Origin of the sequence: Roseofilum halophilum BLCC-M91 (assembly GCF_030068445.1) — a bacterium.
GTDB classification, from domain to species: domain Bacteria; phylum Cyanobacteriota; class Cyanobacteriia; order Cyanobacteriales; family Desertifilaceae; genus Roseofilum; species Roseofilum halophilum.
In genome coordinates this window covers 17811-28471 of the sequence record NZ_JAQPOK010000040.1, presented here as the reverse complement: position 1 = coordinate 28471, position 10661 = coordinate 17811, and the positions used below count along the sequence as shown (strand labels likewise).

At 48.6% G+C, this 10661-nt stretch carries 10 protein-coding genes; 4 read left to right on the top strand and 6 right to left on the bottom strand.

All coding sequences use genetic code 11. The features are described 5' to 3' along the window. Positions 1–270: 270 nt before the first annotated feature. Positions 271–441: a photosystem II assembly protein Psb34 gene (gene psb34 / locus PJF56_RS05280; protein WP_283761600.1), complete on the top strand. Its 171-nt coding sequence runs from the start codon at positions 271–273 to the stop codon at positions 439–441. A gap of 109 nt (positions 442–550) precedes the next feature. On the opposite strand, the gene PJF56_RS05275 is transcribed toward psb34, so the two are convergent. After that, positions 551–964, bottom strand: coding sequence for a hypothetical protein (locus PJF56_RS05275; protein WP_283761599.1), 414 nt, complete (start codon positions 962–964; stop codon positions 551–553). Positions 965–1136: 172 nt separating this feature from the next. Next, a complete protein-coding gene (locus PJF56_RS05270) occupies positions 1137–1676 on the bottom strand; it encodes a hypothetical protein (protein WP_283761598.1) in 540 nt (179 codons plus the stop codon). Positions 1677–1861: 185 nt separating this feature from the next. On the opposite strand from PJF56_RS05270, the gene ruvB reads away from it, so the two are divergent. Beyond that, on the top strand, positions 1862–2974 hold the full coding sequence (ruvB, locus tag PJF56_RS05265; protein WP_283761597.1) for a Holliday junction branch migration DNA helicase RuvB: 1113 nt from the start codon (positions 1862–1864) through the stop codon (positions 2972–2974). A 73-nt stretch (positions 2975–3047) separates the two neighbouring features. Continuing rightward, entirely contained in the window at positions 3048–3959 is a 912-nt protein-coding gene (locus tag PJF56_RS05260; RefSeq protein ID WP_283761596.1) for an AAA family ATPase, read from the top strand. Positions 3960–4169: 210 nt separating this feature from the next. Here the strand turns inward: PJF56_RS05260 and PJF56_RS05255 are convergent, their stop codons facing one another. Beyond that, positions 4170–4901 carry a PEP-CTERM sorting domain-containing protein gene (locus PJF56_RS05255; protein ID WP_283761595.1) on the bottom strand — a complete coding sequence of 244 codons (732 nt, stop codon included), beginning with the start codon at positions 4899–4901 and terminating at the stop codon, positions 4170–4172. A 353-nt stretch (positions 4902–5254) separates the two neighbouring features. Here PJF56_RS05255 and PJF56_RS05250 point away from each other — a divergent pair, with 353 nt between their 5' ends. Then, a complete protein-coding gene (locus tag PJF56_RS05250; RefSeq protein WP_283761594.1) occupies positions 5255–6769 on the top strand; it encodes a family 10 glycosylhydrolase in 1515 nt (504 codons plus the stop codon). A 20-nt stretch (positions 6770–6789) separates the two neighbouring features. Here the strand turns inward: PJF56_RS05250 and PJF56_RS05245 are convergent, their stop codons facing one another. The 3 genes from PJF56_RS05245 to PJF56_RS05235 form a co-directional block, all read right to left on the bottom strand. After that, a complete protein-coding gene (locus PJF56_RS05245; RefSeq protein ID WP_283761593.1) occupies positions 6790–7392 on the bottom strand; it encodes a hypothetical protein in 603 nt (200 codons plus the stop codon). Between the two features lie 228 nt (positions 7393–7620). Then, entirely contained in the window at positions 7621–9486 is a 1866-nt protein-coding gene (gene ftsH, locus PJF56_RS05240) for an ATP-dependent zinc metalloprotease FtsH (protein ID WP_283761592.1), read from the bottom strand. 124 nt (positions 9487–9610) lie between these two features. Then, positions 9611–10441 carry a hypothetical protein gene (locus PJF56_RS05235; protein WP_283761591.1) on the bottom strand — a complete coding sequence of 277 codons (831 nt, stop codon included), beginning with the start codon at positions 10439–10441 and terminating at the stop codon, positions 9611–9613. Positions 10442–10661: the final 220 nt, after the last annotated feature.

The window sequence follows — 10661 nt, the reverse complement described above, 5'->3', positions numbered from 1 at the left end:
CAATGCCAGCAAAAACATATTGGCCGCAGGACTTGCGGTGTCAGTCTGTGGAGCGAGTGTAAGACCAGAGCGGAGTAAATCTGTGAAGGCAACTGCTATGAAGCAGAAACCTAAATTGTGAGGTTTAGGAATCACCGCCCTAGAAGGGCGGTGAGGATGTCAAACTACGGTGATTAACATCACTAAATTCTGGCTGTCAAGTCACAGAAACATTTCTTTACAATCTGTTATATTAGTTTACAACAAGGACAAACAAGCGAGGTCAATCCCATGTACACAACAGTTAATCCTGAAGGACAGCTCAATAACTACGCTAACGAGCCTCAAATGTACTATGCCCAATCTCCCAATCAAGAACAACAGCAACGTTACCTATTCCAAGGCGCGATGGCTGTCCTCTTCGTAACAGCACTCATGCTTACCAGCATCGCTGTCAGCTAAATCTTTTTCTACTCTCTATTTTCTCTCCTCTCTAATTCAAGGTTACTGGTCAAGCCACTTAGCAAACTGCTGAGTGGTTTTATTTTTTATCTCTTGCCTCCCCCCCCCCTCATTGATCGGAAATTTTGAGCGTATATCCATGAGATCCGCCCTGAAGATCGCCGATAAATACATCGTATTGTCCTGGAGGCCATTGACCAGGAATTTCCACCGTTGAGCCATCATGGGAGGGAACACAGAGGTCAAAATCCTGGGGGCCGTCAATTTTGAGGGTGGGGTTACCGGAACTTTGTAGACGGAAATGAATAGACGTATCGGCCGTAACCGTAAGGGTAACATTGGGAGCGGCGGCTAAATTCCCGCAATCGCTTGCAGTTGGCCCCCCAGATGTGCCAGCAATCTCTATGGGTTGAAACCCAGGACTGATAGTTTGTTGGGTGGTTTGGGCATCACTGCTCAGGGGAGTCAGGGAGGCGATCGCCCCTGCTATAGCTGAGACGAGGAATATAGAGACTTTCTTCATGGGTTCATCCTCTTAGGAGAAAAGAATCAGGGCACTGCCCTAGTCTTATCATCTACGACTATAGGGCTATGGGATCAGATGGTTTTATCCCATCGCTTGTTTCCATCTTTTCTCGTAGATTGGGTTAAACGAAGCGAAACCCAACCTAAAAAACGGTGAGTCCCCGCCTATGTCACTCTTCCCCTATTTGCCCTAGAGCAGCTTGAATGGCTTGTTTTTGCTCCGCATCATATCCCCATCGCTCTAAGAAACCTTGATAAGCTCCGGTTCCGGTTTGGGCGCTCTCGTAAAGCTGTTGGGCCTTATTTTTGACTTCGGGTAATTGCAGTTGATTGATTAAATAGGCGCTGCGGTCTTTGACTTGTTGGGAACTAGCCGCCATGTCTGGGTTTTGATTACGAGTGTGAGAGATCGCCATGGCGGTAGACATGGCGACATTTTTAACGAGGAGTTCGCTGACGATTTCGGGAGAGGTCTGTAAGCCGCCGATAACTCCGGGAGTGGGGCGATCGCTCAACGATCGTCGATCGGTCAAATAGGTGACAAAAAATCCCCTGGCTCCGTTTTGGGTCTGCACCAACTCGCTGACGGTGCGTTCAATCAGCGCTTCGCTTAATTTTCCCTGTTCCAGAAGGTCAAGAAACGTTTGCGTCAGGGCGATCGCCTGTTCAAAGCTGACATTTTCTGGCACAGTTAAGGAGGGATAAGACATCATCTCAAGCTTAATCAACATCAAATAGCGGCGATCGCCATGGCTCATGAGGCGATCGCTATCAACATTGTACTCTGCTGTTTGTTATCTGAAATTGAATTTTTAATGTTTTCGGCTGTCGCCTTTACTGAAAAATTTTAATTGATCCCACTCGCGTGCTATCTTGTCGCATTTACTCCCCAATTATGGCTATTGAGTCTTCCTACCAATCTTTCCCCGATCCCAAAAAACGGCGAATGCGTACCAGTCGCAAAACCTATGAAGCGAAAAAGAGCCGAGAACCGGAGATGGAAGAATCCCTCTTACAAGCGGAAGCCAGCTTTGAGGAAACCGACAAACAGGAAGAAAAATTACGCCCCCATCGATTAGCCGATTATGTCGGACAAAAAGACCTCAAAAGTGTGTTAGAAATTGCCATTGAAGCGGCCAAAGCCAGAAAAGAACCCTTAGATCATCTCTTGCTCTACGGGCCGCCAGGTTTGGGCAAAACCACCATGTCTTTAATTTTAGCCTCCGAGATGGGCGTAACTTGCAAAATCAGTGCTGCACCCGCTTTAGAACGTCCCCGCGATATTGTCGGTTTATTGGTCAGTTTGCAACCGGGAGATATCCTATTTTTGGATGAAATTCATCGCCTTTCTAGGGTAGCTGAAGAGTTACTTTATCCAGCGATGGAGGATTTCCGCTTAGATATTACCGTCGGTAAAGGGAAGACGGCGAAAACCCGCAGCATTCCCCTGAAACCCTTTACCCTGGTGGGGGCAACCACGCGAGTGGGGGCGTTAACCTCTCCCTTGCGCGATCGCTTCGGGTTGCTACAAAGATTGCGCTTTTACGAGTTAGACGAGTTAAGTTTAATTGTCGAACGAGCCGCAAAAGTGTTAAGTACAGAGATCACAGCCGAAGGAGCCACCGAAATCGCCCGGCGATCGCGCGGAACCCCTCGCATTGCCAACCGCCTTTTGCGCCGAGTCCGCGACTACACCCAAGTGAAAAAACTAGGAACAATTTCTTCAGAAATTGCTGCCGAAGCCTTAGAACTCTACAACGTCGATCCCTGCGGTTTAGATTGGACAGATCGCCTGATTTTAAGCGCCATGATCGAGAATTTTAGCGGCGGCCCCGTAGGTTTGGAAACCCTAGCTGCTGCTACGGGGGAAGATGCCCAAACCATTGAAGAAGTCTATGAACCCTATCTATTGCAAATTGGCTTTTTACAGCGCACTTCTCGCGGTAGAATTGCCTTGCCTGGGGCTTGGAAACATTTGGGATATACCCATCCCGATGAGCCGTATTAAAGGGAAAATTCTAGGCTATCCTGGATCGAAAGCAAGCTATTCTAAAAGAATCAACTTGGGGAGTAATGAGCGGATGAGAGAGCGTATCCAGCAATTAATCGATAACCTGAATCAAGCGATCGTCGGTAAAAACGATCCCATTCGTCTGGTACTTGTGGCCCTTTTGTCTGGGGGTCATGCCCTTTTAGAGGATGTTCCCGGAGTGGGGAAAACCTTGCTGGCTAAATCCTTAGCCCGTTCCATTGATGGCAAGTTTCAACGGATTCAATGTACGCCCGATCTGCTGCCTAGCGATATTACCGGAACCAATATCTGGAACCCCAATACCGGGGAATTTAAGTTCATGTCCGGGCCCATTTTTGCCAATGTGTTGCTCACCGACGAAATTAACCGCGCGACTCCCCGCACCCAGTCGGCGCTTTTGGAAGTGATGGAAGAGCAGCAGGTAACGGTGGATGGGGTTTCCCATATCCTAGAGTCTCCGTTTTTTGTGATTGCGACCCAAAATCCGGTGGAATATCAAGGGACGTTTCCCCTACCGGAAGCACAAATGGATCGGTTTGCTTTGTCGTTTTCTTTGGGTTATCCCACGGAGTCGGAAGAGTTGAAGATGCTGCAACAACATGCAGGGGAAAAGAATGTCGATCGCCTAAAACCTTGTATTTCCCTGGCTGAAGTGCAGACGCTGCAAAAAGAGTGCTTGCAAGTGAATGTGGAGACTCCCTTACAGCAATATATTGTGGATTTGGTGCGGGCAACCCGCGAAGATGAAGAGATTACGTTAGGGGTCAGTCCCAGGGGGGCGATCGCCCTACAACGAGCCAGCCAAGCCCTCGCCTTTCTAGAAAGTTGCGATTATGTTACCCCTGATGATGTCAAGTTTTTAGCGCCCCATGTGCTGGGTCATCGGATGATTCCGGCTGGAGGACGACAAGCGAGGGTGATTATCGAGCGATTGTTGCGATCGGTTCCTACCGGCACTTAAATGGTTAATAATCGGTAGGGGTGGGGCGGGTTCACATCATTGATTTGTGGGTTTCCCAGATCTGGGCGAACCCGCCCCTACAAGCATGTAATTATCCATTACCTGTAGGGGCGGGTTTTACCCAAATCTACAACACCCATCGATAACTTTGTAAACCCGCCCCCCACACCAAGCGATCGCTGTGATCGGGCGGGTTCACATCATTGTTAATTAGGATTGACGGCGCTTGCGACTAGCGAACAAACCCACTAAACCGAGGGAGAATACAGACAAGGTAGCAGGTTCAGGAACAGGAACTGAGCCACTCCCTTCAACCAATTTAATTTGATAGGCGAGGTTAGAATTATTGGGTTTTGCTCCTAGCCAAGTCATGGTCGATTGTCCCGTTAAGGTAAAGTCACCGACAATATCACCGATGTGGAGGTAGTCGGCATCAAAGTAACCACAACCAACACCTCCCGAACAAGAGGCGCTAGAGATATCGCCAATACTGGCTGACATGGTTTCATCGCTTAAGAATAAGTTGTCCACCACCATGCTGGTTCCTTCTTTGCGAGCGCTGGTGCGGATGTAGAGGTCGGAAAAATTGTCCTCGAAGATCTCGGTTTTGCTCAGTTCAATACCGTCTACGGTATAGGTGAGGGTATTGAGCAGACTATCAAAGGCTAAGGAAAAATCGACCGCTTCACCGCTAACCCAGTTGTCGTAGTTGGCTTGAACCCGATTTTGGGCACTGTTGGTATGGTCGTGGATATTCAGTTCATGGTCTCCCACGCGACCAATGCGGCTTTCGGCTGCCCAGGGAATGTCTAAGCCTAACTCGTCAAATTCTGCTCCATTGTAATGGCCGCCAATGGTGAAGGCTTGGGCGGCGCTGGTCAATGATAGTATGCTTAAGGTAGTGGTAGTGGCGATCGCGGTTAAGATTTGAGAGGATTTCATGGCTATTTCCCTGAGTTCGATGTGTTTCCTTTCTACCAATCTACTCCGGGAATTCTGCCCATGACTAGATTTAGCCCCCTACTTTACTAACTCTTCACATGGGTATGAAGATTGTGTAAACTACCGACAGGCGATCGGACTAAATTAAATTAATGTTAAGATCGCAACCAAGGTTTGGCGATCGCCTAATCCTGATTTTCCTCGCCCCTACGGGGATATGGGTATGATGTTCAATTTTTAATGTTCCATGTTTAATTTTTAATGGATGGCCGGTTCGTATCATCGATCGCCATATCCTAGATCTTAGACAACCTGCCCCTACAAGGCAGTGCAACCCAGTCGATCCCTATTTCATGACTCTTTCATTCTTGAGACTTCACAAGTTTAATCTTTGGCTGGTCTTATTTCTGCTGGTTTCCCCCATTCTAGGAACCCTGACCCAGGTCAAACCCAGCTTTGCAGCCGTCAATGCCTATTGTCAGTTATCCAATCAAGAGCGGCAAGACAAAGAACAGCTACGTCAAGCCGCCCTGAGTGGAAATCCAGAAGCACAACAGCGCTATCAAGCTTTGGTTCAACAGCATACGGCCCAACTGCAAAATTGCCGCGCTCGCACTTGGCCCCAAACCCAAGCCATTTGGCTACGTCTCTATCCCTGCGATTTATTTAACGGCAATTTGGATCGGGTGATGGATGAAATTGTCAATAAGGGCTATAACGAGGTCTATGTTGAAGCCTTTTTTAATGGTCAGGTGCTGTTACCCGCCAACGATAATCCTACCCCTTGGCCCTCTGTGGTTCGGCTTCAGGGGCAGGAAAATGCCGATTTGTTAGCCCTAGCCATTGAAAAAGCTAGAGAACGGGGATTACGGGTTTATGCCTGGCTCTTTTCCATGAACTTTGGCTATAACTATAGTTTGTTAGGCGATCGCCAACAAGCCCTAGCCCGCAACGGCAACAACGAAACCAGTCTCTCCGTTCATGACCAAAAAGACACCGGTTATGAGGTCACTGGAGGCGACACCCAGAATGTATTCATCGATCCCTATCATCCCCAAGCCAAACGAGATTACTATTATTTAGTCAATTCCATCCTCAAACGTCAGCCTGATGGGATGCTCTTTGATTATATCCGCTATCCTCGGCTCACCGGCCCCGCTTCCGTCGCCACCAAAGTCCAAGATTTATGGATTTATGGCCCCGCCTCCCAACAGTCCCTCTATCAACGGGCAACCAATAACAAAGGTCGCGAGTTAATTCAAGCCTATATCAGCAAAGGATACATCACCATCGACGATATTCAAGCTGCCAACCGCCGCTATCCCCAAGAAGGGCAACCGATGTGGCAAGGTCGCAACACTCCCCAAGCCTCCCTCAGTTTAAGACAACAGCAAAACCGGTTGCAACAGGAACTCTGGTTTCTCACTGTTGCCCATGCTCTGCAAGGGGTGATCGACTTTCTTACTCTAGCTAGTGCCCCCGCTCAACGGCAAGGGTTACCCACCGGAGCGGTCTTTTTCCCCGATGCCAACCGGGTTGTAGGTCGGGGCTACGATTCCCGCCTGCAACCTTGGGACAGATTCCCAGCCTCTATGGAATGGCATCCCATGTCCTACGGAGTCTGTGGAGGAACCGAGTGTATTACCGAACAGGTCGAACGGGTGTTGAGTATGGCCGCTCAAGGGGCGCAAGTTAAGCCCGTCTTAGCCGGACAGTGGGGAAGAGCTTACAGAAATCGCCCCTCTTTAGAAGCACAAATGCGCGATCTGCAACGGTGGCAGGGCCGAATTTCTGCCATTAGCCATTTTGCCTTTTCTTGGCAAGAACCCCAGATCGATGGGCAACGGCGCTCTTGTCGGCCCCAGTAATATCAATTAAAAATTAAAAATTAAAAATTAAAATAACTTGTGCCGACAAAAAAATCAACAGTTTGCTGATTCACCCATCCGTGGCGAACGGCAATTTCTCCAAATCTGAGTCCTGTTTGAGATTGATAGGTAAGAATAGTTGTGATTTGTTCATCGTCTAGGATAGCGGCCCCTTTTAAGGCTTGTCCTAGGGGTTTTTGGTAGGTCTTGAGTTGGTGGAGTCCTTCGGCAAAAAAGTCAGCAGTTTCGGATTTGATCCATCCCCACATGGCTGAAATTTCTCCGAAGCGCAGATCGTGATGATCTTGTTGGTAGGCTAAGATGGCTTGCACTTGGTTAGAAGTTAGTAATCCAGCTTCTTCCAGGGCTTGCCCAATGGGTTTAGAAGTCGGCACTTTCTCTTGGGGTTCTATCCGTTCTTGTACAAGAGCGTAATTAGCGCTTAAGTTGGGAGTTGTATCAATTTCATGGCTAATCCATAAGGGCCAAAATAGAACAATCCATTCTAAGCGTTTAGAATGGCTTGGGTTGTTTGTCTCTTGCTCGTTACGTGCGCTGGTGTAGCAGAGTGCCCCTGAAAATACATAGGAGATCAGGGCATAAGCCATTAGGAATGTACTCATTTTTTTCCCTTGAAGAAGGTTTAATTCGGATTTGGTGGCAATCATACCGCAATTTTTCGGAAGGGGAGACCGTAAGTTTACGATATTTTTTATGAATCTACTATTAAGGCTAAATGAATTTACTGTTTTTTGGCGCGGTTAAGTTTAATAATTATGACTTAAGAGGCACTGTAGGGGTCAACGGCCGTTGACCCCTACCCTTTCTGTTTCAATTTTGTTCTATCCAATTTAAGAAGGTGAAGAAACGGGGCTGATGCGATCGAGCCAAACTTGCAGTTGTTCTCCTTCTAAGACTTCGGTTTGTAAGAGTTCTTGGGTCATTTTTTCTACCAGGTCTTGGTTATGGGACAAAATGCTAAAGGCTCTTTCATATCCTTGTTCGATGATTTCTTTCACTTCCCGGTCAATGGTTTGGGCGGTATCGTCGCTCATCATGCGGCGGGTGTTGCCACTGCCATTGCCGAGGAAGTTTCCAGAGGAGAGTTTTTGGTAGGCTAAGGGGCCTAAGACTTTGCTCATGCCGTAGGTGGTGACCATTTGTTCGGCGAGGTTGGTGGCTCGTTGCAGGTCGTCGGAGGCTCCGGTGGATATGGTGTTGAAGATGAGTTCTTCGGCAGCACGTCCACCGAGTAACATGGCGATTTGGTCGCGCAGTTCCCATTCTTCCATGAGGAAGCGGTCTTCGGTGGGGAGTTTGAGGGTGTAGCCGAGGGCGGATAAACCTCTGGGAACGATGGAGATTTTGGCGACTTTGCTGCCTCCGGGCATTAAGGCTCCGACTAGGGCATGGCCGACTTCATGATAGGCGACTCGTTTTTTCTCGCGATCGCTCAATACGCGGCTCTTTTTCTCTAGTCCGGCAATGACTCGCTCGATCGCCTCCTTAAAATCTGCTTGCGATACGGCTTCCCGGTGATTGCGAGCGGCCAGCAGTGCGGCTTCGTTGACGAGATTGGCTAAATCGGCTCCGGCAAATCCAGGGGTTTGGGTGGCGATCGCCTTCAAATCCACATCTTGACCCAGTTTGACTTTCTTAGCATAAATTTCTAAAATTGTCAACCTTCCGGCTAAATCGGGCCGGTCTACCAGCACTTGGCGATCGAAGCGTCCGGGGCGCAACAGGGCAGCATCCAGGGCTTCTGGGCGGTTGGTTGCCGCCAAAACAATCACCGTGGCATCGCCCACTCCAAAGCCGTCCATTTCCGTCAAAAGCTGGTTTAAGGTTTGTTCCCGTTCATCATTGGAGCCACTTTGCCCCGCGCCACTACTTCGGGATTTACCGATGGCATCCAACTCATCAATAAATATAATACAAGGGGCTTTCTTTTTTGCTTGTTCAAACAAATCCCGAACCCGTGCGGCTCCCGTGCCCACAAACAGCTCCACAAACTCCGAAGCCGATATACTGAAAAAGGAAACTTTTGCTTCTCCAGCCACAGCTTTAGCCAACAGGGTTTTCCCCGTTCCCGGAGGGCCGACTAATAACACCCCTTTAGGAATTCTCGCACCAATGGTTTTGAAGCGATCGGGACTTTTGAGAAACTCCACAATTTCCGCCAATTCTACTTTCGCTTCTTCCACTCCAGCCACATCTGCAAAGGTAATTTTCCCCGCTTCTCCTTCCACATAAATTTTGGCTTTACTCTTACTAATCGCTAGAGATTGGGAATTCCCCCGATTGAGGAAAAACTGAAACGCAACCACTAAAATAATCGGCGGAATCACCCAATTTAAGAGAACTGCAAACCAGGTATTCGTCGGGGGGGGAGCCGCTTGAAACAGAACCCCATTGGCTTCCAGGCGCTGGACTAATTCCGGGTCAAAGACGGGAGTCGTTGAGAACAGGGGGCCGAGTTCTTCTGCGTCGTTTTCCGACTTCAGGCGATAGCGAATTTCTTTCGATCCAATTTGCACCCCAGAAATCTGATTATTCTTAACTTGGGACAAAAATTCACTGTAGGGAACGGTGGGTAGTTTCGGCCGTGTCAATTGAGGGAGAATATAGTTAACCGCTAGAATAACCCCAGCAACACCGACTAAAATCCAACCCATCTGTTGCGGTCGAGGTAATTTAGGTTTTTTCTTTATACTCATAGATGATGAACTCCATGGGGGAGTGGGGGATAGGGAGGAGATTGGTCTATTGTAGGGGCGGGTTTGAAACCCGCCCCTACAACCATGTCTCATCGCTGGATAATTCAAATCTACTATAAATGATTCAATCCCGACTCCTGACTCCCGACTCCTCAAAGTTAGGAGGTTGAGGAACATAGAATAGTTTCCATTGGCCTTGAACTTGGCCAAAGTGGATTTGGGGGTCTAGGGGAGAATAGACATATCGATTATAAATATAACCGGCTTCTCCACTGGGTAACCAGATTGCTGTCCATCCATCGAGGGGACTCGAAAGGGAGTCGGGGGTTTCCTCTAATTCTTTTTCCTCTGATGGGGAAGGGTTGCGGGTTAAGACTTCGTTGGAGGCGACAGAAATGACTTCGCTGTCGATATCGGGCCCAGATCGCACATTCACCCCTGCTCCAACGACGACCACCTGATTCTTTTCCCAGTTTAGTCTAGGTTGGGGCGAATGGATCGAGGGGGGATAGGCTTGCAGCAGTTCTGATTGTACGGGAGGACAAATCCACAGGGAAGTAAAGGGATCGACCTGGATGGTTGTGGGATTCTCTTCGATAATACATCCGAGGGCGATCGCCTTTTCTAACTTTTCCCAGATCCTCGCTTCCCCTATTTTGTCCCACAAGGGACTCTCCTCTGGTAGCAAGTCCATAATAAAAACGGGATCGCGGTTGGCGACTGCATGACGAAAATCTCGGCGCAAGCGATCAAACTCGCTGCCGGGTTCTACTTCATCTGTGTCCAACAGGTTTAATGGACGGATTTCCGAAGGGATCTCCATGGAGGCAGTAGGGGAAACAGCAGCCGGAGGCGTGGGAGAAGGTCGAGACACTGGGGAAGCATTGACAACCGGGCGAGAGTGCCAGAATAGGGCAAAGCTGGCTCCTCCTAGGGTAGCCGTTACTAGAGTCATGAACAATAGGCTGTAAAGGTTATTCATCTTCTCCTTATAGCGCTTCGCGCTAGGCAAGAGGCACTCATGCAAAAGCTTGTATGGCTTAGGGTCTAAGGCTTCAAGCTGTACTCCATAGAAGAGAGAGAGAATTGCTATAAACGCGATCGGTTCCTCTTGTCATAAGCTTAGATGGGGAAATTGAGGTAACATATAATTCATATTAAAATCTAGCTAAATT

What these genes read in the sequence shown, in the direction of transcription:
- PJF56_RS05255 (WP_283761595.1), bottom strand. Translation starts at nt 4,901, where the DNA reads ATGAAATCCTCTCAAATCTTAACCGCGATCGCCACTACCACTACCTTA.
- PJF56_RS05250 (WP_283761594.1), top strand. Translation starts at nt 5,255, where the DNA reads ATGACTCTTTCATTCTTGAGACTTCACAAGTTTAATCTTTGGCTGGTC.
- PJF56_RS05245 (WP_283761593.1), bottom strand. Translation starts at nt 7,392, where the DNA reads ATGAGTACATTCCTAATGGCTTATGCCCTGATCTCCTATGTATTTTCA.
- PJF56_RS05270 (WP_283761598.1), bottom strand. Translation starts at nt 1,676, where the DNA reads ATGTCTTATCCCTCCTTAACTGTGCCAGAAAATGTCAGCTTTGAACAG.
- ftsH (WP_283761592.1), bottom strand. Translation starts at nt 9,486, where the DNA reads ATGAGTATAAAGAAAAAACCTAAATTACCTCGACCGCAACAGATGGGT.
- PJF56_RS05235 (WP_283761591.1), bottom strand. Translation starts at nt 10,441, where the DNA reads ATGACTCTAGTAACGGCTACCCTAGGAGGAGCCAGCTTTGCCCTATTC.
- PJF56_RS05260 (WP_283761596.1), top strand. Translation starts at nt 3,048, where the DNA reads ATGAGAGAGCGTATCCAGCAATTAATCGATAACCTGAATCAAGCGATC.
- PJF56_RS05275 (WP_283761599.1), bottom strand. Translation starts at nt 964, where the DNA reads ATGAAGAAAGTCTCTATATTCCTCGTCTCAGCTATAGCAGGGGCGATC.
- psb34 (WP_283761600.1), top strand. Translation starts at nt 271, where the DNA reads ATGTACACAACAGTTAATCCTGAAGGACAGCTCAATAACTACGCTAAC.
- ruvB (WP_283761597.1), top strand. Translation starts at nt 1,862, where the DNA reads ATGGCTATTGAGTCTTCCTACCAATCTTTCCCCGATCCCAAAAAACGG.